The organism is Azospirillum sp. TSH64 (assembly GCF_003116035.1).
GTDB lineage: Bacteria > Pseudomonadota > Alphaproteobacteria > Azospirillales > Azospirillaceae > Azospirillum.
In genome coordinates, this window is sequence record NZ_LGQW01000015.1 from 4,181,111 (window position 1) to 4,204,631 (window position 23,521).

Below are 23,521 nucleotides of genomic sequence, written 5' to 3' on the forward strand. Positions count from 1 at the left end.
GTGCGGCGGCGCGCACACTCGACCTGCGGTGGCGACCCTGCCATTATCCTGTGATTGCGTGGTGCAACGGGGCGGTCCAGCCCCCAGGGCGAGAGTTGATGAGCCTTTCGAGCGATACAATGCCTGTCAGTCCGTCGACGGGGGCGAAGCCCGGCCGGAGCCGGTCGTCCACCCGCCGTTTCGTCGTCATCGACTGCGAGACCACCGGTCTATCGACGGCCGGCGGCGACCGCATGGTCAGCTTCGCCGCCATCGAACTGGCGGATGCGGTTCCGACCGGCCGCAGTCTCAGCCTCATCTTCAACCCGGGTCGCAAGTCGAACCCGCATGCGCTGAGGGTGCACGGGCTGCCGGACCATCTGCTTCGCCATCAGGATCCGTTCCACAGCGTCGCCCGGGACATTCTCGGCTTCCTGCAAGGCGCGGTCCTGGTCGGCCACAATGTCGGCTTCGACATCGAGTTCCTGCGGCACGAGTTCCAACTCTGCGGCATTCCCTGGATAGCTGGACAATCGGTCTGCACCATGCAGCATGCCAGGGCGCAGGTGGCGGGGCGTGCGTCGCTCGATGCGGTGGCGACGCTGTTCGGCATCGATGTCGGAATCCGGGCGCGCTTCCACGGCGCCTTCGTCGATGCCGAGATCACCAGCCGCCTGTTCCAGAAGATGATCCTCGGCAGTGCGGAGATGCTGGCAGTTCCCCATCTGGCGCCGACCAACCAGATCGATCCGCCGCCGCTGGTCCGGCAGCCCGCGGTTCCCATCACCCATGGCATCGCCGGCTATGCCTTCGCCGTCACCGGCGACCTGACCGGCCTGTCGCGCGAGGGGGTGATGGCCCGCATCCAGGTGCTGGGCGGACACTGGCATCACAGCGTCCGCAAGGACACCGACTATCTCGTCGTCGGCCATGCCCCCGGCGCCACCAAGCTCGACACCGCCGCCGCCCGGCGCGCCAAGTACGGCAAGCCCGACACCATCGACGAGGCGCAGTTCTTCGCCATGGTCGCGGCGTCCGGCACCCGCAAACGGGCCTGACGCCCGCCCGGCGTTTTTTAATCCCGTGCTTAGCGCCGGCCGGCGGACGTGATAGGACTGGGTGCACCCCAGTGTTTCAACCGCCGGAGAAACGGCATGGCGCGGTGGCTGCGGTCCACCCGATCCGTTTCCGAAACAATCGAGTACGCGCGCCGCAACCGGCCCTGTAGCGGTCGCATAGGCGGGGGATGGAACAGTGGAACAGGGCCGGAAAACCGTTCCATGGCGTTCCATCCGTTCCATCCCCCTCCCATGAGGCTGGCCGTGTCAGGCCGCGCGGACCTCTCCGATGAAGGCCTGGATCCGCTCGCGCAGCCGGTCGGAATCGTGCGACAGGCTGTCGGCGGCGCCCAGCACTTCCGTGGCCGCCTGTCCGACTTGCCCAGCGGAGCTGCTGACCTCGGCGATGTTGCCGGTCACCAGCTGGGTTCCCTGCGCCGCCTGCTGGATGTTGCGACCGATTTCCTGGGTGGCGGCGGTCTGCTGCTCCACCGCCGCGGCGATGGCGCCAGCGATGGAATCGACGTCGTTGATGGTGCGGCCGATGGTCTGGATCGCCGTCACCGTGCCGTCCGTCACCGTCTGGATCTCGGCGATCTGGCTGCCGATCTCCTCGGTCGCCTGGGCGGTCTGGGTGGCGAGCGCCTTCACCTCTTGCGCCACGACCGCGAAGCCCTTGCCGGCCTCTCCCGCCCGCGCTGCCTCGATGGTGGCGTTCAGCGCCAGCAGGTTGGTCTGGCTGGCGATGTTCTGGATCAGGCTGACGACATCGCCGATCCGCTGGGCGGCCTCGACCAGCCGGGCGACCAGCGCGTTGGTCCGCTCGCCCTCCTGCACGGCGTTGCGGGCGATGGCGGCGGCGGCGTTGACCTGCCGGCCGATCTCGCCGATGGAGCTTCCCAGCTGTTCCGACGCCGCCGCGACGGTGGCGACGTTGGCGGAGGACTGCGCCGTGGTGGCGGCGACGGTCGCCGCCTGTTCCGTCGTCTGCGAGGCGATGGCGGTCATGGTCTCGGCATTGCCGCGCAGATGGCGGGCGGCCGTCGCCACCGCCTGCACCACGTCCTGCACATCGGCGTCGAAGCGGTCGGCCAGCGCCCGCATGCCGGCCTGCCGGTCGCGTTCCGCCTGCAGCTTCTGCGCCTCGCGCTCCTCCTGCAGGCTGCGCATGGCAAGGCCGTTGCTCTTGAACACCAGCAGCGCGCGGGCGAGCAGCCCGACCTCGTCCTTGCGGCCGGCGCCCTGGATGTCGACGGCGAGATTGCCGTCGGCGATGGCCGTCATGTCGGCGACCAGCCGGTGCAGCGGCCGGACGACGAAGACCACGATGATGGAGCCGAACAGGCCGAAGGCGACCAGCAGCCCGACGCCGGTGACACCGTACAGCCGGGTCATGACGCTGGAGGACAGCGCCAGCGCCCGGTCCTCGGCGCGCTTGGTCTCCCCCAGGCTGTGCTCCACCCGCTCCGACAGCGCCAGGTTCAGCTTCTGCCGGACCGGGCGGCCGACATCGATCGACACGCGGATCGCGCTGTCGGTGTCATAGGCCCGCGCCAGCTCGACCGCCTTCTGCGACACCCGCTCATACTCGCCGACGATGGATTTGATCCCGGAGATCGCCTCGCGGTCGGCCGGGGCGTCATAGGCCGCGGCCAGCCGGTCGATGGCGGTCAACGCCTTGCCGATGTTGTCCTTGTAGGCCGCGAAGGCGGCATCGATGCGCTCGCGCGTGCCGGCGACCAGCGCGTTGGATTCCGCGTCCATCGCATCGCCCATGGCCGATTGGATGGCCAGCGCCGCCGACAGCCGCCCGGCGACCACATCGGTCACCCGGCTGGTCGAGGCGGTCAGGTCGACCAGTGCCGATCTGGCGGTCCAGACCACGCTGCCCATTACAGCAAGCAGCAGGACCGCCGGGATGAGCAGCTTGTGAACCAGTTTCCGATCGGAAAACCAGGCGTGCAGGGCCATGGGACGTCTCTTTCCAAGGGCTATGGAGTGGATCGGGGGCGTTCTGCCCAAGGCAACCGGTGGCAACGGGAGCAGGAAGACCCCAGCCCTAATAATTGCTATGCGATTGCATTGACTGAAATATGATAGACAATAGTTTGTGTCCAAACAAACGGTTTTTCTTGCCAACCGTGTGCCGCAGACAGGACCGCTGCAATCAAAGCGGTAGTGATTTGTTAACCCAACCGGGAGTCGGCAGCGGCAGATTGCCGCGTGTCACTGGAAACAGTGTGGGCATCCGTTATGATCGCGCGGCCATATCCCACGCCCGATGCGTCATTGAAGCCCAGCATGCCAACCGACACACCGCTGTCCGACGACGCAGCCCTCCCGCCCGCGGTCGTGGCGGAGGAACCGGCGACCGCGCCGTCCGTGCTGATCGTGGACGACGAGGAAGGCATCCGCAATTTCCTGTCGCGCAGCCTGGAGCGGCGCGGCTGGCGCGTCACCACGACGGGCAGCGCCGAGGACGCGGCGCTTCATCTGGAGCGGCACTGTGTCGACCTGATCATCCTCGACATCGCCCTGCCGGGGCAGTCGGGCCTCGACTGGCTGAAGGAATTGCAGGCGGCCGGTTTCGGCGGCGACGTGATCCTGATCACCGCCTTCGCCGACATCGACACCGCCATCGAGGCGCTGCGGGCCGGGGCGGCCGATCTGATCCTGAAGCCGTTCCGGGTCGAGCAGATCGTCAGCGCCATCGCCCGCTGCATGGAGCGCACCCGGCTCCAGCGCGAGAACTTCGTCCTGCGGCGTCAACTGGCCAAGCGGCGCGGCACCACCGACGAGATTGTCGGCCGCTCGGCCCCCATCCTGCGCCTGCGGGCGCTCATCGAACGGGTGGCCCCTTCGCCGTCCACCGTGCTGATCGAAGGGGAGTCCGGCGTCGGCAAGGAGCTGGTGGCGCGTGCCCTGCACACCCGCTCGCACCGGGCAGAGCGGCCCTTCGTGGCGCTGAACTGCGCCGCCGTGTCGGCCGATCTGGTGGAGGCGGAGCTGTTCGGCCATCTGCGCGGCGCCTTCACCGGGGCCAAGGAGGCGCGCAAAGGGCTGTTCTACTACGCCCATGGCGGCACGCTGTTCCTGGACGAGATCGGGGAGCTGCCGCTGGCGCTGCAATCGAAGCTGCTGCGCGTACTGGAGGAGCGCCGCATCCGTCCGGTCGGCGGCGAACAGGAGCTTCCGGTGGATGTCCGCGTGGTGGCCGCGACCAACCGCGATCTGAAGGCGGAGGTTGCCGCCGGCCGGTTCCGGGCGGACCTGTTCTATCGGCTTGCCGTGATGACCCTGCGCGTCCCGCCGCTGCGGGAGCGCGGCGACGATGTGGTCGAGCTGGCGCGCCGCTTCATGGGGGTGCTGTCGCTGCGCCTGGGGGTTCCACCGCTGGACATCGACCCGCCGCTCGAAGCGGCGCTGATCGCGCATGGCTGGCCGGGCAATGTGCGAGAACTGCGCAACCTCATGGAACGCGCCCTGCTGTTCGGCGAGTTTCCGCTGGAAGACCTGGGACTGTCGGTCTGTGTCGCCCAGGAGGGGGCCGGCGCCGATGCGGCCAGCGGGCAGACGCTGGCCGAGGTCGAAAAGCGCCACATCCTCGCCGTGCTGGCCGATTGCGGCGGGAACCGGGCGCGCGCCGCCGCCCTGTTGGGGGTGTCGCGCAAGACGCTCGACCGGAAGTGGGCCGAATGGGGCGTCTGAGCAGCCTGCGCGCCGCGCTGGACGAGCGTCTCACTCCCCTCACCGGATCGGTCCGCCACAAGCTGCTGGCGCTGGTCCTGGCGCCGCTGCTGCTGGGCATGCCGGCCCTGCTGCTGATCGTCTGGTACTGGGGCACCCAGGGTTATAACCAGCTGCTGATCAACAAGGTCAGTGCCGATCTCGGCACCGCCCGGCAGGTGTTCGACCGCATGCAGGGCACGGTCGGCGACGGGCTGGCGGCGCTCGCCGCCTCCCACCGCTTGGCGCTTGCGCTCGACGGTCAGGACGGCGGCAGGCTGGAGGCGCTGCTGGACGAGACCGCGCACCGGCAAGGGCTGGACTTCCTGCTGCTGCTCGATCCGCAAGGCCGGGTGCGGGCCGGCGCCGGAGCGGCCGGGGCTGACCGGTCCGGTTGGACGGTGGTTCGCTCGGCCTTGCGGAGCGACAGCACCCATGGGCTCGACGTGCTGGAGCCGGAGCATCTGGCCGCCATCGACCCGTCCCTGGCGGCCCGCACCCTCATTCCGCTGGTGCCCACCCGCAACGCCGCCTCGACCGCCCGTAGAGTGGAGGACCGTGCGCTGACCATCCACGCCGCCGTGCCGATTTTCGGGCTCGACGGCGGGCTGCTCGGCGTGCTGGAGGGCGGCATGCTGCTCAACGGCAGCCAAGCCATCGTCGACCGCATCAACACCGTCGTCTATCAGGAGGCGTCGCTGCCGCTGGGCAGCCAGGGCACCGCCACCCTGTTCCTCGACGACACCCGCATCGCCACCAATGTCCGCCTGTTCGAGGGGGAGCGTGCGCTCGGCACGCGGGCGTCGGCGGCGGTCTACCGCCGGGTGATGGGCGAGGGCAGGGTGTGGCTGGGCTCCGCCTTCGTGGTCGACGACACCTATGTCTCAGGCTACGAGCCGCTGCTCGACACCGGGGGTCGGCGCATCGGCATGCTTTATGTCGGCTTCCTGGAAGCGCCGTTGCAGGACGCGCTGTACCGTGCCATGACCGGGCTGGTGCTGGCGTTCCTGGCGGTTTCCGCGCTCGGAACCCTGGCCGACCTGCGCTTTGCCCAGGCGATTTTCCGGCCGCTCGAACGGATGAACCGGGTCATCGCCACCATCGAGGCAGGCGACGAGACGGCGCGCGCCGGGCCGAACCGCAGCCGGGACGAACTCGGGCGGCTGTCGCGGGCCTTCGACCAGCTTCTGGACTCGCTGGCGGCCCGCCGGCTGGAGTTGCAGCGGTCAGCCGAAGATCTCGACCGCAAGGTCGCCGAGCGCACTGCCGAGCTGGAAAGCGCCAATGCCACACTCCGGCAGGCCAGCCGCCAGCTGGTGCTGAGCGAGAAGCTGGCCGCCATCGGCCAGTTGACCGCCGGGGTCGCCCACGAGATCAACAACCCCGTCGCAGTGATCCAGGGCAACCTCGACCTGCTGGGCGAGGTGCTGGGCGATGCCGCCGCACCGGTGAAGGACGAGATCCGCCTGATCGACGAGCAGACCAGGCGCATCCAGACCATCATCGCCAAGCTGCTCCAGTTCGCCCGGCCGGGCGACTATGCCGGACAGGCGGAACCGGTCGACGTCAATGCGGTGGTCCTCGACTGCCTGCTGCTGACCCGCCACACCATGGGGCGCCGCCGCATCGCGGTGGAAACCAGCCTGACGGCGACGGTCCCGGTCGAGATCAGCCGGGGCGAGTTGCAGCAGGTGCTGGTCAACCTGATGGTCAACGCCGTCCAGGCGATGCCGGACGGCGGCACGCTGACCATCGAGACCGCCGACACGCGTTTCCCGGAGGAGGGCGAAGCGGGCGTCGTCCTGTCGGTCCATGACACCGGGCACGGCATCGCGCCCGACTGCCTCGGGCGCGTCTTCGATCCCTTCTTCACCACAAAGAAGTCCGAGGGGACGGGACTGGGCCTGTCGATCAGCTTCGCCATCGTCCAGCGCCAGGGCGGCCACATCGCCCTGGAAAGCCGGCCCGGCCTCCGCACCACCTTCACCGTGGCCCTGCGCCGGAAGGCCCGCTTCCCCGGCCGGCCCGGCGAACCGGCATCCCCATCGGTCCTGTTCGGCGACGAGTGAACCGGTCGCTCATTCCCCCTGTGCAAGGAAGGGGTTGCCGCCGATCCGCTGGAATCCCTCGTCGCCGACCAGGATGTCGAGGGCGAAGGAGGCGAGGTCGTCCGCCACCGGGTCGAGGCCGGGTGCCTTCTCCATCAGGAACAGCTTCAGATAGCCGTTGCAGGACTCGCAGGTTTCGGCCCGCGCCGGATCGTTGGACCCGCTGCCGGACTCCTCCCCCGCCTCGATCAACCGCAGGTCGATCCGGTTGCCTTCGCCGCAGGCGACGCAGGCGCTGCGGACATGGTGCCATGCCGTATGGCAGAGACCGCAATGGAGATAGCGCAGCCCGCCGATCTCGCTCCCGGTGTGGATCACGCCGGCAACCGGTGCGCTTCCGCAGACCGGGCAATGGCCGGCCACCGCCGAGGCGGAGATCGCATTGGCCTCCAATCCGCCGGCGTGGCGGGTCCAGGCGACCTGAAGGGCGGCGACGATGAAGGGTGCGCCGCCGATGTCCTCCCGGTTCGCCCCGCCGGTCAGCAGCCGCGCGGCCGAGGCGTTCAACGCCTCCCCGTCGCCCCACGGCAGATCCTCCAGCGCGTTCTCCGCCGTCGCCGGAAGCGTGCCGCGCAGCAGGCTGCGCAGCTGTTCGAGGTCGGGAAGCCATCCTGTCTCCGGCGACGCCACGCTTGGGATCACGGCCAGCTCATGCTGGGCGTCGCTCAACTGCGCCATGAAGGCCAGCCAGGAGGACAGACGGTGACCGGGGGCGAGGCTGCGAAGACGCCCGGCCCGGCGTTGAAACAGTAGGGCGGCATTCGGCAGGCGCACGGGGGACGGCGACCGGCCGGGCTCCAGTCCGGCGGCGGCCATGGCTTCGGCCATCGCTCCGCTGACGGGAGTGGATCCTTCGGTAGCAGCGGCGTGGCGGTGCTGGGACATGGGGGGCCGTTTCTCAAAAGGTTGCGCCTGCCGTCCGCTGCAATTTCCGTACAAGTCGGTTGAGCTGCCTTTCCACAACGGAAGGCACCAATCGGCCCACCTCTTATGTGGACATTCTGTCCCTCCGATCCGGACAGAATGTCCATAAACCTGCTGAAGCCATGACGGAAAACCACAGGGATTGAGGGCTTTTCCGGACTGGCACGGAACCTGCCTTGGGCGCGCCCAGAACAGCGCCAATCCGGGAGGAACCATGCAGCTCAGTCGTCGGCAATTCATGAAGGGAACGGCGGGGGGAATTGCGGCCTCCAGCGTGGCCGCGCTGGGGTTCCTGCCGTCCACCGCGCTGGCCGAGGTGCGGCAGTTCAAGCTGGCCCGCGCCAAGGAGATCCGCAACACCTGTCCCTACTGTTCGGTCGGCTGCGGCCTGCTGATGTACAGCCTGGGTGACGGCGCCAAGAACGCGAAGGCGGAGATCGTCCATATCGAGGGCGATCCCGACCATCCGGTCAGCCGCGGCTCGCTCTGTCCGAAGGGCGCCGGCCTGCTGGACTTCATCCACAGCCCGAACCGCCTCAAATACCCGGTGGTGCGCGAGGCCGGCAGCAGCGAGTGGAAGCGCATCTCCTGGCATGAGGCGATCGGGCGCATCGCCCGCCACATGAAAGACGACCGCGACGCTAACATCGTCGTCAGGAACGACCATGGCGTGACAGTGAACCGCTGGGTGTCGACGGCGATGCTCACGGCCTCAGCCTCGTCGAACGAGACCGGCATCCTGACGCAGAAGTTCATGCGCTCGCTCGGCATCGTCGGCACCGACGCGCAGGCCCGCGTCTGCCATGGCCCGACCGTGTCGGCACTGGCCTCCACCTTCGGGCGCGGGGCGATGACCAACACCTGGGTCGACATCTCCAACGCCGACTTCATCCTGGTGATGGGCGGCAACCCGGCCGAGGCGCACCCCGTCGGCTTCAAATGGGCCATCGAGGCGAAGAAGAGGGGTGCCCGGATCGTCGTGGTCGATCCGCGCTTCAACCGCTCCGCCGCCGTGGCCGACGAGTATGTCCCGATCCGCGCCGGCTCCGACATCGTGTTCCTGGGCGGCGTCATCAATTGGCTGATCGCCAACGACAGGATCCAGTGGGAATACGTGAAGGCGTTCACCAACGCCTCCTACATCGTCGACGAGGGCTTCGGCTTCGAGGACGGCCTGTTCTCCGGCTTCGATCCGGACAAGGGCCAGTACGACCGCAAGAGCTGGAACTACGAGTTCGACGAGGCGGGCAACGCCCGCACCGACCCGACGCTCCAGCATCCGCGCTGCGTGTGGAACCTGATGAAGGCCCATTACGCGCGCTACACGCCCGACGTCGTCGCCGACCTGACCGGCAGCCCGAAGGACGGCTTCCTGACGGTCTGCCGTTACCTTGGCGCGACGTCGGCACGCGATAAGGTCGGCACGATCCTCTACGCGCTCGGCTGGACCCAGCACACCGTCGGCGCCCAGAACATCCGCACCATGGCGATGATCCAGCTGCTGCTGGGCAACATCGGCATGCCCGGCGGCGGCGTGAACGCGCTGCGCGGCCACTCCAACATCCAGGGCCTGTCCGACCTCGGCCTGCTGTCGACCAGCCTGCCCGGCTATCTGACGCTGCCGAACGAGAAGGCGCATCCGACCCTCGCGGCCTATCTGGCGCAGACGACGCCCAAGGCGCAGCAGCCCGGCCAGCTGAATTTCTGGAGCAACACGCCGAAATTCTTCGTCAGCCTGATGAAGTGGTTTTGGGGCGACAACGCCACCCGGGACAATGACTGGGGCTACGACTGGATCCCCAAGTGGGACAAGATGTACGACGTGCTGCAGGTCATGGACCTGATGCACAACGGCAAGATCAACGGGCTGATCGTCCAGGGCTTCAACCCGCTGACCTCCTTCCCCGACGCGCGCAAGACCGCCGCCTGCTTCTCGAAGCTGAAATACATGGTGGTAATCGATCCGATCGCCACGGAGACGGCGTCCTTCTGGCGCAATCACGGAGAGATCAACGACGTCGACACCGCGGCCATCAAGACCGAGGTGTTCCGCCTGCCGTCGACCTGCTTCGCCGAGGAGGACGGCGCCATCGTCAATTCGGCGCGCTGGCTGCAATGGCACTACAAGGGCGCCAATCCGCCGGGCGAGGCCAAGACCGACCAGGAGATCATCGCCGAACTGTTCGTCGCGCTGCGCGACCTCTACCGCCGGGATGGCGGCAAGGCGCCGGAACCGATCCTCAATCTCTCCTGGCCCTACCGGAACCCGCTGGAACCGACGCCGGAGGAGTTGGCGAAGGAGCTGAACGGCCGGGCGCTGGTCGACATCCCCGACCCGAAGGACCCGACGAAGTTCCTGATCCGCAAGGGCGAGCAGCTTCCGGGATTCGCGCTGATGCAGGATGACGGCTCCACCCTGTCGGCCTGCTGGATCTTCGCCGGCTGCTGGACCCAGGCGGGCAACCAGATGGCGCGGCGCGACAACTCCGATTCCGGTCTCGGCAACACGCCGGGCTGGGCATGGGCTTGGCCGGCCAACCGCCGCATCATCTACAACCGCGCCTCCTGCGACCCGTCGGGCAAGCCCTGGGACCCGAAGCGCACGCTGATCGCCTGGACCGGCGAGCGCTGGGCTGGTGCCGACGTGCCGGACTTCAAGATCGACGCGGCACCCTCCAGCGGCATGAACCCCTTCATCATGAATCCGGAGGGCGTCGGCCGCCTGTTCGCCACCGACAAGCTGGTGGACGGCCCGTTCCCCGAGCATTACGAGCCGATGGAAAGCCCGCTCGGCACCAACCCGCTCCATCCGAAGGTGGTCACCAGCCCGGCGGTGCGCATCTTCCCTGCCGACAAGGCGCGGCTCGGCACCCATGACCAGTTCCCCTATGTCGGCACCACCTACCGCCTGACCGAACATTTCCAGTTCTGGACCAAGAGCGTGGCGCTGAACGCCATCGCCCAGCCCGAACAGTTCGTGGAGATCGGCGAGACGCTGGCCGCCGAGAAGGGCATCCGCACCGGCGACACCGTGAAGGTCAGCTCGCGGCGCGGCTTCATCAAGGCGAAGGCGGTGGTGACCAAGCGCGTCAAGGCGCTGACGGTCAGCGGCAAGACGATCCATCAGGTCGGCATCCCGCTGCACTGGGGATGGGAGACGGTAGCGCGCAAGGGCTACCTGTCCAACACCCTGCCGCCGGCCGTCGGCGACTGCAACACCCAGACGCCGGAATACAAGGCGTTCCTCGTGAACGTCGAGAAGATCGTGGGAGCGTAACGCCATGACCTCGTCATCCCTGGACATCCAGCGCCGCTCGGCCAGCCCGACCGCGGCGGCCGAGGCCCGGAACCCGGCCGAGATCGCCCAGCTCATCGACGTGTCGGCCTGCATCGGCTGCAAGGCCTGTCAGGTCGCCTGTTCCGAGTGGAACGAACTGCGCGCCGATATCGGCACCTGCGTCGGCGTCTACGACAACCCGACCGACCTGTCGTCGCAGGCTTGGACCGTCATGCGCTTCGCCGAGGTGGAGGAGAACGGCAAGCTGGAATGGCTGATCCGCAAGGACGGCTGCATGCATTGCGCCGAGCCCGGCTGCCTCAAGGCCTGCCCGTCGCCGGGTGCCATCGTCCAGCACAAGAACGGCATCGTCGACTACAACCAGGATCAGTGCATCGGCTGCGGCTATTGCGTGTCCGGCTGCCCGTTCAACGTGCCGCGCCTCAGCCCGAAGGACGGCAAGGCGTACAAGTGCAACATGTGCTCCGACCGCGTCGCGGTCGGGCTGGAACCGGCCTGCGTCAAGACCTGTCCGACCGGCGCCATCCAGTTCGGCTCGAAGGAGGACATGAAGGAGGTCGCGGCCACCCGCATCGCCGATCTCCAGAGCCGCGGTTTCCAACATGCCGGCCTCTACGACCCGCCGGGCGTCGGCGGCACGCACACGATGTATGTGCTGCACCATGCCGACAAGCCGGAACAGTATTCCGGCCTGCCCAACGATCCGTCGATCAGCACGGCGGTCGGCCTGTGGAAGGGCGCCTTGAAGCCGCTGGCGACGGTCGGCATCGCCGCTGCCGGCCTGTTCGGCTTCTTCCACTATATCACGGTCGGTCCCAACCGGGCCGATGACGACGCCCACCAAGACGCCAACGACGACGCGAAGGTAGGCACCCGCGAGGAGGACCGGTCATGACGGACAAGGCTGAAAATCTGGCCGCACAAAATCCGGCGAAGGAAAAGCTGATCCAGCGCTACAGCGCCGCCGAGCGGATCAATCACTGGGTCGTCGCGGTCTGCTTCGTGCTGCTGGCGATCTCCGGTCTGGCCTTCTTCTACCCGGCTTTCTTCTGGCTCACCGGCGTATTCGGCACGCCGGAACTGGCACGCATCGTCCATCCCTTCGTTGGGGTGGTCATGTTCGTCGCCTTTGGCCGGCAGTTCTTCCGCTACTGGCACCACAACCTGCTGAATCGCGAGGACATCCGCTGGATGGTCGCGGTGAGGGAGGTCATGAAGGGCAACGAGGTCGGCGACATCGGCCGCTACAATGGCGGCCAGAAGGCGATGTTCTGGATGATGGTCCTGTGCATGGCAGCATTGCTGGGTTCGGGCGTGATCGCGTGGCGGCCTTATTTCGCCGCCTCCTTCCCGATCCCGGTCATCCGCATCGCCCTGCTGGTCCATGCGACGAGTGCCGTGGTGCTGATCTCCTCGATCATCGTGCATGTGTATGCGGCGCTTTGGGTTCAGGGCACGATCCGCGCGATGGTCGAAGGCGTTGTTACCCATGGCTGGGCCAAGAAGCACCATCCGCGCTGGTATCGCGAGACCACCGGCAGGAAGGTCTGAGCCCGAGGAGACTGACATGCCGCTCGACATGCTGACCGATCCTTCGTACGGATCCGCCTTTCCAACCGTCCACCGCACCGCTGTCCTGCGGCTGGAGCAGGGGCGGGCCGAGGCCTGCGACGACCTTGTGATCGAGGAGGTTCCGGTCGCGCTGGTCTATAACCGCATTTCCCATGCGGTGATGCTGGCTTCTCCGGAGAATCTGGACGATCTGGGGCTGGGCTTCAGCCTGTCGGAGGGCATTCTGGCCGGTCCGGACGAGCTGTTCGACATCGCCGTCAGGGAAGGCTGCGATGGGCTGGAGGTTCACATGGACATCCCGCTGGAACGCTTCATGGCCCTGAAGGACCGCCGCCGCAGCATGACCGCGCGCACCGGCTGCGGCCTGTGCGGGGTGGAGAAGCTGGAGGCGGTGGCAAGGGTCAAGGACAGGGTGGTTCGCGGCGAACCCGTGCCGGTCGGCGCCGTGACCCGCGCGCTTGCCGGCTTCGCCGAGCACCAGCGCCTGCACCGCCTGACGGGCGCGGTCCATGGCGTCGCCTGGGTCGATCGGGTGGGTACCATCACGGCGATCCGTGAGGACGTCGGCCGGCACAATGCGCTCGACAAGCTGATCGGCTGGATGGCCCGCACGGGAATCGATGCCACCGACGGCTTCATCCTGACCTCCAGCCGGGCCAGCTTCGAAATGGTCCAGAAGGCGGCGGTTGCCGGCATCGGCTGCCTCGTCGCCATCTCCGCTCCGACCGCGCTTGCGGTGCGGCTGGCGGAGGGGTGCGGTTTGACGTTGGCAGGCTTCGCGCGTGACGAGCGCATCGTGGTCTACAGCCATCCCGGCCATTTCATCGTTTGATGGCCAGGGATCGCAATTGCCGGTTCTTGCAATCGGCAAAACCGAACGCCCCGGTTCGATGGAACCGGGGCGTTCGGTTTGGTCAGAAAAAGCCGGGACGCGGCCGATCCCGTCAGCACCGACCCGACGACGTCGGCGACTCCTGCTGCCGCAACGCCCGCGATGCCAGCAGTTTGCGTGGGATATGGCGAGCCAGCCCCATGGCGATGCCGGTGCCGTGCAGCGTCGCGGTGGACAGAACGAAGCCCAGTCCGTAGAGGAGCGGCTCTGCGGTCTGCGGCATCTCGGTGCCGTGAGCATGTCCATGCAGGACGGCGAAGGCGCCGACCAGGATCGCGGCGGCGGCGACCGGCACCCGCCTGTTCAGCAGCACCAGCAGCCCGAGCACCGCCACGGAGGCGGCGATCCCGGCCTCCACCGCCGGCAGTTCGATCCCGGCCATCCCGAGCGCGGCACCACCGGACAGCATGGCGATGAAGGCAGCCGGCAGCATCCAGATGGCTCGGCCACCATTCTGCGCCGCCCAGATACCGACCGCCACCATGGTCAGCAGATGATCGATGCCGGTCAGCGGGTGGAGCACCCCCTGAAGGAACATCGCATCGCCGGCATGGCCGGTGTGGGCAGCGGCCGGCAGAGCCAGCGTCGCCGCCAGAACGCCGGCGAGGCCGGCGGAAAGCAACCTGTTCATCGAACGATCTCCTAAGGGGTTCGGCCGGCCACGTCGCCCGTGTCAGGCGAGCAGGGAGGCCTTCAGGTGCCCTCTCCCGGCCTCTGCCTCGTCGACCTGGCGAAGCAGGTCGAGGGTGACCCGCGCGTCGGCTTCGTCGACGTGGGAAAGCGCGAAGCCGAGATGGACCAGGACCCATTGGCCGATCTGACCGGTCATGTCGTCGCCCGGTTCGGCGATGCAGGAGAGATTGACTTCCCGCTTTTCGCCCAGGATGTCGGCGACGGCGAGCATCCGTCCGGCATCCGCGATGGCGATGATTCTGGCCGGTACTCCCAGGCACATGGTCGGGCTCCTTCTCGTGCCGTCATGCCACTTCCAATTCGACCAGCGTCAGGTCGTCGCCGCCGCGGGGGGACAGGCGCAGGCCGCCGCAGACCGGGCAGGGGGAGAGACGCGTCGGAACCTCTCTCTCGCTGGAGCAGTCTTCACACCAGACCAAACCGGGCGGCTGTTGAATGTCCACCGTCGCTCCCTCGGCCAACGTATCGCGCCTGACCACATCGAAGGCGAAGCGAAGGGCCTCCGGATCGACGCAGGCGAACCGCCCCACCGCCAACCGGATCCGCGTGACCCGCTGGAAGGCGTGGCGCTGCGATTCCTCCCGCAGCAAGTCGATCAGGCGTTCGCACAATGAAAGTTCATGCATCGTCCTTCTCCACGATGGGAGCCGGAAGTCCCGAGCGGCAAAAAAGCATCGGTTCAAGAGACCTGCAAGGCATATCACCGACACTTGACTGCTGCAAATTATAAATAGGGAAAACACGAGTTTTCTTAAATCAAGACTGATCAATAACAAATTTCTATGGTGCGATAATCAATATTTATTCAAAGATGATCAGCGAATATTGACGGTGAGCCGGAATGCCGCATGTCGTTCTGCGGCGGCTTGGCGCAGAATCGGGCAGCGGGTGCTTGGCTGACCTCGCCGCCGGATTCGATGCTCCAGGACCGGCCGCGCCAATGGTAGACCGTAACGGACCGTCCAGCCGGTGCCCACACCCCATCTCCCACAAACTCGCCACAGCCAGGGTTCGGGCCATATCATGGAACATGCAACCGCCTGTAGCGCCCCGCAGCCCGCCGCACTTTCCCTGGCTCACCCGCTTTCCCATCGCGGAGTCCGGCATGTGCAGGCGATGATCCGCACGGAGTCCGGCTTCGACCGACGGGAAGAGAAGATCGTCGACGAGGTGCCGGTCGGGCTGGTCTATGCCGACGATCTCTTCGCCGTCATGCTGGCGACGCCCACCGACCTGGAGGATTTCGCCACCGGCTTTTCCCTCAGCGAGGGGATCGTCGGCAGCGCCGGCGAATTGGCCGTCACCGCCATCGATGAGCTGACGGACGGTGTCCGCATCCGCATGCAGTTGCCGGTGGAGCGGCTGGCTGCCCTGCTCAAACGCAAGCGCAACCTGATGGGTGGGTCCGGCTGCGGCCGTTGCGGCACCGACAGTTTCGCCGAAACCCTGAGACCGCTTGATCCGGTCCGCTCCGCCGCCCGCATCGAACCGGACGCGATCATCCGTGCCATGGCGGCATTGCCGTCGGGGCAGAGCCTGAACCGGGAGACTGGGGCCGTCCATGCCGCCGGCTTTGCCCGCCCCGATGGCGAGCTGGTGGCGGTGCGCGAGGATGTCGGCCGGCACAACGCGCTCGACAAGCTGATCGGCGCGCTCGCCCGCGCCCGGATCGACACGACCGGCGGCTTCATCGTGGTGTCGAGCCGCTGCTCCTTCGAGATGGTTCACAAGACCGCCGCCGCCGGCATTCCGCTGATCGCCGCCATCTCCGCCCCGACCTCGCTGTGCGTGGGCTTCGCCGAAACGGTTGGGGTGGGCGTCGTCGCCTTCGTGCGGCAAGGCCGCCTCACCGTCTACGCCGTCCCGTCACGGGTCGCGATGCCTGTCTGATCGGGGGGCGGAAAAGCCCGCGGGCCGGTTCATCGCCGGCCCGCGGGCTTTTCATTTGCATGCGCGGTCTTTTCAGCGTGTCGCCGCCGGCTGCCCCATCGACGGCAGCGGCTTTTGCGACGGCAGCGGGGTCAGGCCACCGAGGCCCTTGCGGTAGATCAGCCAATAAATGCCGCCGACGAACACCGATCCGCCGACGATGTTGCCCAGCGTAGCGAACAGCAGGTTGTGCAGGATGCCGCCCGCCGTGATCGCCGACATGTCCAGCCCGGCCGGCACATGGCCCGTCACCTTCAGCAGATAGGCCAGCGGCAGGAAATAGAGGTTGGCGATGCAGTGTTCGAACCCGGCGGCGACGAAGGCGGCGACCGGCAGGGTCAGCGCCACGATCTTGTCCGTCACCGTCCGGCCGGCATAGGCGAGCCAGACGGCGAGGCAGACCAGCAGGTTGCACAGGATGCCCTTGAAGAAGATCGTCACAGCGTCGGGCGCGATCTTGCCGATGGCGAGCTTCAGAACGGCGGCGCCGACCGCACCGTTGTTCATCTCGGTGTGGTGCGACAGATAGATCAGGAAGACGAGGCCCATCGCCCCGACCGCGTTGCCGATCCAGATGGTCGCCCAGTTGCGCAACACCTGCGCCGTGCTGATCTGGCCGTTGGCCCGCGCCATCACGATCAGGCAGTTGCCGGTGAACAGCTCCGCCCCGCCGACCATGACGATGGCGAGGCCGAGCGAGAAGACCAGCCCGCCCAATATCCGCTGGACGGCGAAGCTCAGCGCCGGATCGGCCAGCACGATGACGAAGAACATGCCGCCCAACCCGATGCCGCCGCCGGCGACGACCGCCAGCATGAAGCTGGGCAGGAAAGGCATCGTCGCCTTCTTCACCCCCAGCTTTTCGACCTTGTCCTGGATCTCGGCGGGCGAATAGGCGTCCATGCCGAGGACCGGCGTGTCTTTCGATGCAGGATCCGCCATGGCGAAATTCCTCCACTTGTCTTGAGTTGCCTTGAGGTCCGGATCAGCCCACCGTCTCGTAGCCCTCGAATCCCTCGCCGCGGACCAGCCGGTCGTGTACGGCCTCCACGGAATTGCGGATGGTGGGTGTGACAGGCGCGAAGAAGCTGGTGTCCTGCGGCTGGATGCCGAGGAACAGGATTTCCGGCACGGTTTCCCGCAGGCTGTCGATCAGGAAGTTCAGCGGGATGGCGTGGGTGGTGACCATGAACTGCTCAGCGACGCTGTCCTGCCCGATCAGGCGGACTTCGCCGGGCGGCAGTTCCATGTCGGCGGCATCGACGATCAGCACCCGCTGCGGCGCCAGCTTGCGGATGTGGTGGGTGTGGTTCTCCGGGACATCCTCGCCGTCCACCACGGTCCAGCCGGGGGCCGGCTGCTCGTCGAGCAACTGCGCCAGCAGCGGGCCGGCGCCGTCGTCGCCGCGCAGGACATTCCCAACCGTGAATACGACATCGGTCATGACAGCCGTCTCCCCATCAGATAGATCGCGGGCTCACGCCGGATGGCGTCCAGCGCGGTGCGCAGCCGGTCGAGCCAGGCCGCCACGTCGGGCGGGGCGGTGGGCAGCACCGCTTCGACGGCCGCCATCAGCAGCCGGACGTGGGTGCTGTCCACCGTGATCTCGCCAAAGCGCAGCAGGCCCGACAGCTTGCGGTGCGCCTCCTCATTGTCCTTCAGCGCGTCGAGAACGCGGTCGAACACCGCGGTGGTGCAGCGGAAGGCCGGCTTGAAGCAGTCGAACACGCCGATGTGATGCCCGATGGCCAGCGAATAATAGACCACCTGCCGGGCAGCCTCCGGGATGTCCTCCTTGCGTTCCAGCACCTTGGCGTTCAGTTGGTAGAAGACGACCTCCGGCGCCACGCCCCGGCCGGCGCGCAGGCCGGGAATGGAGCCGGGATCGGCTTGTGCGGGCGTGTTCATGGCGCTTCTCCCCGGGGCGCTTCTCCCCGAATGGCCCGCTGCACCACGTCGGCCAGCCGGGCGATGATCTCGGCGCGGCGCGGATCGCGTTCCTCGCCGATGGCCTCCAGCATCCGCTCGGACAGGCTGAAGGATCCCGGCGTGTGCGCGTGCCCCTCCAGCAGGGCCATGAACTCCTCGGCGATGTCGCGGCCCTGGCGGTAGCCGGCCATCCGCCGTGCCTCGCGTTCCAGCCGGACCCGCAAGGCATAGGGGATGTCGGGATGGGGCAGGGCGGCGGTCTCGCCGGCGGCCTCGACATGGGTCTCGGCCTTCAGCTTCTGCTCCAGCAGACCGAGCGCCACGGCAAAGCCGTGGATGGTGGCGGCCGGCGTCGGCGGACAGCCGGGGATGTAGACGTCCACCGGAACGATGTTGTCGGTGCCGCCCCAGACGCAGTAGAGGTCGTGGAAGATGCCGCCGGTACAGCCGCAGGCGCCGTAGGACACCACGATCTTCGGATCGGGCGCCGCCTCGTAGGCGCGCAGCGCCGGCATCCGCATGGAACGGGTCACGGCGCCAGTGAACAGCAGGATGTCGGCATGGCGGGGCGAGGCCACCACCTTGATGCCGAAACGCTCGGCATCGAACACCGGGGTGATGGACGAGAAGATCTCGATCTCGCAGCCGTTGCAGCCGCCGCAATCGACGCGATAGACGTAGGCGGAGCGCTGGATGTTCTTCAGCAGCGCCTTCTTCATCGTCGCGATCTGCTCGCTGGTGGAGACCGGCGACATCTCCGCCACCAGGGTCTTGGGGTCTACGGGGACGTTCATGGCGTGGTCTCCAGTTCCTTGGCCGGCTTTCCGGTTTTCGAGAGGCCGGCTTCCATCTGCCGGGCGATGCCCATGCCGGCGATGTGATGGACATCCTGGGCGCGCTTGCAGGCCGGACAGGTCGCGGCGGTCAGGCGCAGCCGGTCGGCTTCCTCAGCACTGCGGGCCGACTGGCTCAGCAGGCGGGCGACGTAATCGACCTCCTTGGCCGGGGCGAAGGGCTTGCCGCAGCAGGCGCAGTCGGCCAGCGTGAAGACGGCCTTGCGCGTCAGGTCGGCCTTGCTGCCGACCGCCAGTTCGAAATCGTCGGACAGGCGGATGGCGCCGGTCGGGCAGGATTCCTCGCAGCGGCCGCAGAAGACGCAGCGCCCATAATTGATCGACCAGGTGCGGCTGCCGGCGGCGGTGTCGGTCTCCATCTGGATGGCATTGGCCGGGCAGGCGACGGTGCAGGCGGCGCAGGCGATGCAGTCCTCCGCCTTGTGTTCCGGCTTGCCGCGGAAGTCCTTGCAGACCGGCATCGGGGCGAAGGGGTATTTGACCGTCGCCTCGCCCGTGCGGAAGATTTCCTTGAGTAGCTTGAGCATATCCGCCCCCCGTCACTTCAGCGGTGAATCCGTGCGTTCGCGGCAGTAGCGCTCCATCTCCTTGTAGGCGATGGTCTTGGAGCGCTTCTTGCGCACGTCCACCACGGTCACGCGGTCGGTGCAGGAATAGCAGGGGTCGATGCTGCCCACGATCAGCGGGGCGTCCGACACCGTATTGCCGCGCAGCATGTAGCGCAGCACCGGCCAGTTGTTGTAGGTCGAGGCGCGGCAGCGCCAGCGGTAGAGCTTCTGGTTGTCGCCGGTCATCGACCAGTGGATGTCCTCGCCGCGCGGCGCCTCGGTGAAGCCCAGCGCGAACTTGTGCGGGACATAGGTGAAATCCTCGTTCAGCACCGGGCCGGCCGGGGCCTTGTCCAGCAGCTGTTCAATGATCCACAGGCTGTCGAAGAACTCGGCCACCCGCACCAGCGTGCGGGACAGCACGTCGCAGCCCTGTTCGACATGGACCGGTATGTCGAGCAGCTTGTAGCCGGCGAAGGCATGGTCGGCGCGGGTGTCGCGGCGGTGGCCGCTGCCGCGCACCACCGGCCCGACCGGGCTGTAGTCGCGGGCGATCTGCGGGTCGAGCCGGCCGACGCCCTTGACGCGGCCGCTGACGTTGGCGGTGGACAGCAACACGTCGACCAGCCGGGTCACGTCGTCGCGCAGCTCGGCGACCAGTTCGCGGGTCTTTGCCTGCTGGTCGCCCAGGATGTCGCGGCGCACGCCGCCGATCAGGTTCAGAGCGTAGGTCTTGCGCGCGCCGGTCAGCAGTTCGGCCAGCGTCATCGCCTTCTCGCGCACGCGGAAGAACTGCATGAAGCCGGTGTCGAAGCCGATGAAATGGCAGACGAGGCCGAGGTTGAGCAGATGGCTGTGCATCCGCTCCGTCTCCAGCAGGATGGAGCGGATGGCCTGGGCCCGCGGCGGCACCTTGATGCCCAGCGCATTCTCCACCGAACTGGCATAGGCGACGCTGTGGGCGTAGCCGCAGATGCCGCAAACGCGGTCGGCCAGGAAGGTGACGTCATTGTAGCCCATCCGCGTCTCGGCCACCTTCTCCATGCCGCGGTGGACGTAGAACATGCGGTAATCGGCGTCGATGATGTCCTCGCCGTCGACGAACAGGCGGAAATGGCCGGGCTCGTCCGACGTGATGTGCAGCGGCCCCAGCGGGACGACGCGGGTCTCCTGCTTGGCCTCGTTGATGAACTGGTAGGTCTCGTCGTCGCTGGTCGGCGCCGGGCGCAGCCGGTAGTCCATCGAATCCTTGCGCAGCGGATACAGCTCGTCCGGCCAGTCGTCGGGCAGGACGAGGCGGCGTTCGTCCGGCAGCCCGACCGGGCGCAGGCCGAACATGTCGCGCACCTCGCGCTCGCCCCAGACGCAGGCGGGCACCCGCGGGGTGACGGACGGGTATTCCAGCGTGTCGGCCGGCACCTCGCAGCGCACCACCACATGGCACTTGTCGCCGCCCTCCATGGACAGGACATAGTAGACGGCGTAGCCGCCGTTCAGCGGCCGTTCGTCGTTGCCGACGACCACCGACAGCCAGCCATTGTGGTCGTAATAGAGGCTGGCGACGACGTCGGGCAGCGAGACCGGCTTGACCGTGATGGTGACCTGGGATTCGGTCTGCCAGGATTCGTCAATGATGGCGTGGGGCAGGCTCTCGCGCAGGGAGGCGATATAGCCGCTCCCGACCCGGTCCGGAGTGATGAGGTTCATTTTGAAATCTCCGTCTGCGAGAGGCTGCCGGTCACCAGCTGTCCGCCGGCGCGAACCGTGTCGTATGTTTGCCCGTCGTATTTTTGCCAGGGGGCGGCCACCACCGGGCGGCTGTCGCCGTTCATCACCACCGTCGTCGCCTGCTGCACCAGATTGGACAGCGGCTGCGGCACGGCGAAGCCCAGCGTCAGCACCAGCACCGCCAGCACGCCCAGCGGGGCGAGCGCCTTCCAGCCAAGGTCACCCTTGGCCATCGTCTCCGGGCTCTTGCCCAGCACGCTGTCGGCGACGATCTTCACCAGACCGGCGATGGTGATGCACAGGAACAGCGCGCACAGCGCCATGATCCAGCCATAGCCTTCGTTCAGCCCGGCCATGAAGACCATGAATTCGCTGACGAAGATGTTGAAGGGCGGGAAGCCGGCCAGTGCCAGGGCGCAGCCCATCATCAACAGGCCGGTGGCGGGCGCCACCCGCAGCACGCCCTTCACCGCCCGCAGGTCGCGGGTGCCGTATTTCATCAGGACGTTGCCGGCGCTGCAAAAGAACAGGGCCTTGGTGACGCTGTGGTTGATCGCGTGCAGCAGGGCGGCGGCGATGCCGAGCGGCCCGCCGACGCCGAGCGCCACGACGATCAGCCCGACATTCTCGATGCTGGAATAGGCCAGCTTGCGCTTCAGATCCTGCTGCACGAAGAACAGCAGCGACGAGACGCCTACCGACAGCAGGCCCAGCGTCAGCAGCAGCATCTGCGGGAAGCCGGTGCCGACCGTGCCGACGGTGATGACGTAGAAGCGGATGACGATCAGCAGCGCGCATTTCAGCAGCACGCCCGACAGCAGACCGGACACCGGACTCGGCGCCTCGGAGTGGGCGTCGGGCAGCCAGGCATGCATCGGGAAGATGCCGGCCTTGGTGCCGAAGCCGATCAGGGCGAAGACGAAGGCCAGCTTGACCAGCATCGGGTCCAGCTCGGCGGCATGGCCGACCAGGGCCGTCCACAGCACCGCCTGGTGCGGGTCGGCCAGCACGTCAGCGGCGTTGGAGAAGACCAGCACCGTGCCGTAGAGGCCGAAGGCGACGCCGACCGTGCAGATGATCACGTATTTCCAGGCGGCCTCCAGCGAGGATTTCTGCCCGTACAGCCCGACCAGGAAGGCGGAGCCGAGCGTCGTCGCCTCGATGGCCGCCCACATCATGATGATGTTGTTGGCGGTGACCGCCAGCAGCATGGTGAACTGGAACAGGCTGAAGAATCCGTAATAGATCCGGACCTTGCCGGCGTCGATGGCGCCGGACTCCAGATCGTGGCGGATGTAGGCGATGGAATAGAGGCCGGTCATCAGCCCGACCACGCCGACCAGCATCATGAAGACGGCGCCGAGCGCGTCGACGAACAGCCAGTCGCCGAAGGCGGAGATGGCGCCGTTCGACAGCACCTGGATCAGCGCCGCGATGCTCAGCAGGAAGACATAGCCGATGGAGCCCAGATGGATGCGCTCCAGCAGCGTCACGCTGCCCGTGTCGGTCGCGAAGGCTTCGGGCAGGGAGTCTCGGAACCAGGGCAGGGTCAGCAGGAACAGCGCCACCGCCAGCGGACCGATCAGCAGAAGTGGGGGAAGGATCGAGGGTACCATGGCGGTCATCCCTTCAGGCTCGTGAGCTGGCGCGCGTCGAGCGTGTGCAGCGTGTCGAAGATCCGCGATCCCAGCGCCGCCATCACCACCACCGCGAAGATGGCGTCGGTGGCGATGCCGATCTCCACCAGCTCCGGCGCGTTGGGGGCCAGCAGGGCCAGGGTCAGGTGCGACCCATTCTCCATCAGGCAATAGCCGAACACCTGCTTCAGGATGTTCCGCTGCGCCACGATGCAGGCGAGGCCGATGAAGAAGAGGGCGAGCGACACCGCCAGCGCCGGCTTGATGGCGTCCGCCGCCGGCAGCGTCACCTTGGACGCCACGACGAAGCAGAGGATGAGGGCGACCGCCGCGCCGACGATGGACAGCGCCGTCGGCATCACCGCACCCGTGCCGATGGCCGGGTCGCTCAGCCGGCGGAAGGCACGGTACATGATGGCCGGGACCAGGATGACCTTGGTCAGCAGCGCGGTGAAGGACCAGAGATACAGCTCGCCCGACCCGGTGGCCCCCGCCAGCGCCACGAACAGCATCACCAGGATGAAGCTCTGCAGCGCGTAGAAGCGGGCGGAGTTGGCCGGATTGCCGGCGAGCGTGACCAGAAGGGAGCTGACGATCAGCAGGCCCGACAGGCCGTTGACGATGAGAAATCCGTTCATGACCGTTC

Annotated in this window: 21 protein-coding genes; 8 read left to right on the forward strand and 13 right to left on the reverse strand. The window is 67.2% G+C overall.

All coding sequences use genetic code 11. From position 1 onward, the window contains the following. Positions 1 to 119: 119 nt before the first annotated feature. On the forward strand, positions 120 to 1,037 hold the full coding sequence (locus TSH64_RS20345; protein ID WP_158285398.1) for an exonuclease domain-containing protein: 918 nt from the start codon (positions 120 to 122) through the stop codon (positions 1,035 to 1,037). Between the two features lie 267 nt (positions 1,038 to 1,304). Here the strand turns inward: TSH64_RS20345 and TSH64_RS20350 are convergent, their stop codons facing one another. Continuing rightward, positions 1,305 to 3,008 (reverse strand): methyl-accepting chemotaxis protein, encoded by a 1,704-nt coding sequence (locus tag TSH64_RS20350; protein ID WP_109447718.1) that lies wholly within the window; start codon positions 3,006 to 3,008, stop codon positions 1,305 to 1,307. A gap of 330 nt (positions 3,009 to 3,338) precedes the next feature. On the opposite strand from TSH64_RS20350, the gene TSH64_RS20355 reads away from it, so the two are divergent. Then, positions 3,339 to 4,745, forward strand: a complete 1,407-nt coding sequence (locus TSH64_RS20355) for a sigma-54 dependent transcriptional regulator (RefSeq protein WP_199237614.1) — start codon at positions 3,339 to 3,341, stop codon at positions 4,743 to 4,745. Further along, positions 4,733 to 6,832, forward strand: coding sequence for a cache domain-containing protein (locus TSH64_RS20360; protein ID WP_109447722.1), 2,100 nt, complete (start codon positions 4,733 to 4,735; stop codon positions 6,830 to 6,832). The genes TSH64_RS20355 and TSH64_RS20360 overlap by 13 nt, the downstream gene beginning before the upstream one ends. 9 nt (positions 6,833 to 6,841) lie before the next feature. On the opposite strand, the gene TSH64_RS20365 is transcribed toward TSH64_RS20360, so the two are convergent. Continuing rightward, positions 6,842 to 7,756, reverse strand: a complete 915-nt coding sequence (locus TSH64_RS20365; RefSeq protein WP_199237615.1) for a formate dehydrogenase accessory protein FdhE — start codon at positions 7,754 to 7,756, stop codon at positions 6,842 to 6,844. Between the two features lie 253 nt (positions 7,757 to 8,009). Here TSH64_RS20365 and fdnG point away from each other — a divergent pair, with 253 nt between their 5' ends. From fdnG to fdhD (TSH64_RS20385), 4 genes are read left to right on the forward strand one after another with little or no spacing between them, the layout of a single operon-like run. Further along, positions 8,010 to 11,072, forward strand: coding sequence for a formate dehydrogenase-N subunit alpha (gene fdnG, locus TSH64_RS20370; protein WP_109447726.1), 3,063 nt, complete (start codon positions 8,010 to 8,012; stop codon positions 11,070 to 11,072). A 4-nt stretch (positions 11,073 to 11,076) separates the two neighbouring features. Beyond that, complete coding sequence (gene fdxH, locus TSH64_RS20375; protein ID WP_109447728.1) at positions 11,077 to 11,988, forward strand: formate dehydrogenase subunit beta; 912 nt, start codon at positions 11,077 to 11,079, stop codon at positions 11,986 to 11,988. Further along, positions 11,985 to 12,644: a formate dehydrogenase subunit gamma gene (locus TSH64_RS20380; protein WP_109447730.1), complete on the forward strand. Its 660-nt coding sequence runs from the start codon at positions 11,985 to 11,987 to the stop codon at positions 12,642 to 12,644. The genes fdxH and TSH64_RS20380 overlap by 4 nt, the downstream gene beginning before the upstream one ends. A gap of 16 nt (positions 12,645 to 12,660) precedes the next feature. Beyond that, positions 12,661 to 13,497 (forward strand): formate dehydrogenase accessory sulfurtransferase FdhD, encoded by an 837-nt coding sequence (gene fdhD, locus TSH64_RS20385; protein ID WP_247873059.1) that lies wholly within the window; start codon positions 12,661 to 12,663, stop codon positions 13,495 to 13,497. A 112-nt stretch (positions 13,498 to 13,609) separates the two neighbouring features. On the opposite strand, the gene TSH64_RS20390 is transcribed toward fdhD (TSH64_RS20385), so the two are convergent. Genes TSH64_RS20390 through hypA form a run of 3 tightly spaced genes read right to left on the reverse strand, consistent with a single transcriptional unit; the run spans position 13,610 to position 14,876 of the window. Beyond that, positions 13,610 to 14,188 (reverse strand): HupE/UreJ family protein, encoded by a 579-nt coding sequence (locus TSH64_RS20390; protein ID WP_199237616.1) that lies wholly within the window; start codon positions 14,186 to 14,188, stop codon positions 13,610 to 13,612. 42 nt (positions 14,189 to 14,230) lie between these two features. After that, positions 14,231 to 14,512, reverse strand: coding sequence for a HypC/HybG/HupF family hydrogenase formation chaperone (hypC, locus tag TSH64_RS20395; RefSeq protein ID WP_109447732.1), 282 nt, complete (start codon positions 14,510 to 14,512; stop codon positions 14,231 to 14,233). A gap of 22 nt (positions 14,513 to 14,534) precedes the next feature. After that, positions 14,535 to 14,876, reverse strand: coding sequence for a hydrogenase maturation nickel metallochaperone HypA (gene hypA, locus TSH64_RS20400; RefSeq protein WP_109447734.1), 342 nt, complete (start codon positions 14,874 to 14,876; stop codon positions 14,535 to 14,537). Between the two features lie 490 nt (positions 14,877 to 15,366). Between hypA and fdhD (TSH64_RS20405) the strand changes: the two genes are divergently transcribed. Then, entirely contained in the window at positions 15,367 to 16,140 is a 774-nt protein-coding gene (gene fdhD, locus TSH64_RS20405) for a formate dehydrogenase accessory sulfurtransferase FdhD (protein ID WP_247873060.1), read from the forward strand. A 72-nt stretch (positions 16,141 to 16,212) separates the two neighbouring features. Here the strand turns inward: fdhD (TSH64_RS20405) and TSH64_RS20410 are convergent, their stop codons facing one another. The 8 genes from TSH64_RS20410 to hyfE are packed head-to-tail and all read right to left on the reverse strand — an operon-like array spanning position 16,213 to position 23,513. Further along, on the reverse strand, positions 16,213 to 17,121 hold the full coding sequence (locus TSH64_RS20410; protein WP_109447738.1) for a formate/nitrite transporter family protein: 909 nt from the start codon (positions 17,119 to 17,121) through the stop codon (positions 16,213 to 16,215). A gap of 43 nt (positions 17,122 to 17,164) precedes the next feature. Next, positions 17,165 to 17,623 carry a hydrogenase maturation peptidase HycI gene (hycI, locus tag TSH64_RS20415; protein ID WP_109447740.1) on the reverse strand — a complete coding sequence of 153 codons (459 nt, stop codon included), beginning with the start codon at positions 17,621 to 17,623 and terminating at the stop codon, positions 17,165 to 17,167. After that, positions 17,620 to 18,087 (reverse strand): formate hydrogenlyase maturation HycH family protein, encoded by a 468-nt coding sequence (locus TSH64_RS20420; protein ID WP_109447742.1) that lies wholly within the window; start codon positions 18,085 to 18,087, stop codon positions 17,620 to 17,622. Before TSH64_RS20420 ends, hycI begins: the two co-directional genes overlap by 4 nt. Next, the gene (locus tag TSH64_RS20425) at positions 18,084 to 18,902 is read right to left on the reverse strand and encodes an NADH-quinone oxidoreductase subunit B family protein (RefSeq protein ID WP_146208054.1); all 819 of its coding nucleotides are present in this window, start codon (positions 18,900 to 18,902) and stop codon (positions 18,084 to 18,086) included. Before TSH64_RS20425 ends, TSH64_RS20420 begins: the two co-directional genes overlap by 4 nt. Further along, a complete protein-coding gene (locus tag TSH64_RS20430) occupies positions 18,899 to 19,489 on the reverse strand; it encodes a formate hydrogenlyase complex iron-sulfur subunit (protein ID WP_042694835.1) in 591 nt (196 codons plus the stop codon). Before TSH64_RS20430 ends, TSH64_RS20425 begins: the two co-directional genes overlap by 4 nt. Positions 19,490 to 19,501: 12 nt before the next feature. Next, complete coding sequence (locus TSH64_RS20435; RefSeq protein WP_109447744.1) at positions 19,502 to 21,217, reverse strand: hydrogenase large subunit; 1,716 nt, start codon at positions 21,215 to 21,217, stop codon at positions 19,502 to 19,504. Further along, positions 21,214 to 22,854 carry a hydrogenase 4 subunit F gene (locus TSH64_RS20440; protein ID WP_247873061.1) on the reverse strand — a complete coding sequence of 547 codons (1,641 nt, stop codon included), beginning with the start codon at positions 22,852 to 22,854 and terminating at the stop codon, positions 21,214 to 21,216. Before TSH64_RS20440 ends, TSH64_RS20435 begins: the two co-directional genes overlap by 4 nt. Positions 22,855 to 22,859: 5 nt before the next feature. Continuing rightward, positions 22,860 to 23,513, reverse strand: coding sequence for a hydrogenase 4 membrane subunit (gene hyfE / locus TSH64_RS20445; protein WP_042694840.1), 654 nt, complete (start codon positions 23,511 to 23,513; stop codon positions 22,860 to 22,862). Positions 23,514 to 23,521 lie beyond the last annotated feature (8 nt).

Bases quoted from the DNA above. Each gene is read 5' to 3' on its own strand.
- fdnG (WP_109447726.1), top strand. From the start codon at position 8,010: ATGCAGCTCAGTCGTCGGCAATTCATGAAGGGAACGGCGGGGGGAATT.
- hypA (WP_109447734.1), bottom strand. From the start codon at position 14,876: ATGCATGAACTTTCATTGTGCGAACGCCTGATCGACTTGCTGCGGGAG.
- hyfE (WP_042694840.1), bottom strand. From the start codon at position 23,513: ATGAACGGATTTCTCATCGTCAACGGCCTGTCGGGCCTGCTGATCGTC.
- TSH64_RS20380 (WP_109447730.1), top strand. From the start codon at position 11,985: ATGACGGACAAGGCTGAAAATCTGGCCGCACAAAATCCGGCGAAGGAA.
- hypC (WP_109447732.1), bottom strand. From the start codon at position 14,512: ATGTGCCTGGGAGTACCGGCCAGAATCATCGCCATCGCGGATGCCGGA.
- TSH64_RS20355 (WP_199237614.1), top strand. From the start codon at position 3,339: ATGCCAACCGACACACCGCTGTCCGACGACGCAGCCCTCCCGCCCGCG.
- TSH64_RS20435 (WP_109447744.1), bottom strand. From the start codon at position 21,217: ATGAACCTCATCACTCCGGACCGGGTCGGGAGCGGCTATATCGCCTCC.
- TSH64_RS20410 (WP_109447738.1), bottom strand. From the start codon at position 17,121: ATGGCGGATCCTGCATCGAAAGACACGCCGGTCCTCGGCATGGACGCC.
- TSH64_RS20425 (WP_146208054.1), bottom strand. From the start codon at position 18,902: ATGAACGTCCCCGTAGACCCCAAGACCCTGGTGGCGGAGATGTCGCCG.
- hycI (WP_109447740.1), bottom strand. From the start codon at position 17,623: ATGACCGATGTCGTATTCACGGTTGGGAATGTCCTGCGCGGCGACGAC.
- TSH64_RS20390 (WP_199237616.1), bottom strand. From the start codon at position 14,188: ATGAACAGGTTGCTTTCCGCCGGCCTCGCCGGCGTTCTGGCGGCGACG.
- TSH64_RS20430 (WP_042694835.1), bottom strand. From the start codon at position 19,489: ATGCTCAAGCTACTCAAGGAAATCTTCCGCACGGGCGAGGCGACGGTC.
- TSH64_RS20360 (WP_109447722.1), top strand. From the start codon at position 4,733: ATGGGGCGTCTGAGCAGCCTGCGCGCCGCGCTGGACGAGCGTCTCACT.
- fdxH (WP_109447728.1), top strand. From the start codon at position 11,077: ATGACCTCGTCATCCCTGGACATCCAGCGCCGCTCGGCCAGCCCGACC.
- TSH64_RS20420 (WP_109447742.1), bottom strand. From the start codon at position 18,087: ATGAACACGCCCGCACAAGCCGATCCCGGCTCCATTCCCGGCCTGCGC.
- TSH64_RS20345 (WP_158285398.1), top strand. From the start codon at position 120: ATGCCTGTCAGTCCGTCGACGGGGGCGAAGCCCGGCCGGAGCCGGTCG.
- fdhD (WP_247873060.1), top strand. From the start codon at position 15,367: ATGATCCGCACGGAGTCCGGCTTCGACCGACGGGAAGAGAAGATCGTC.
- TSH64_RS20440 (WP_247873061.1), bottom strand. From the start codon at position 22,854: ATGGTACCCTCGATCCTTCCCCCACTTCTGCTGATCGGTCCGCTGGCG.
- TSH64_RS20365 (WP_199237615.1), bottom strand. From the start codon at position 7,756: ATGTCCCAGCACCGCCACGCCGCTGCTACCGAAGGATCCACTCCCGTC.
- TSH64_RS20350 (WP_109447718.1), bottom strand. From the start codon at position 3,008: ATGGCCCTGCACGCCTGGTTTTCCGATCGGAAACTGGTTCACAAGCTG.
- fdhD (WP_247873059.1), top strand. From the start codon at position 12,661: ATGCCGCTCGACATGCTGACCGATCCTTCGTACGGATCCGCCTTTCCA.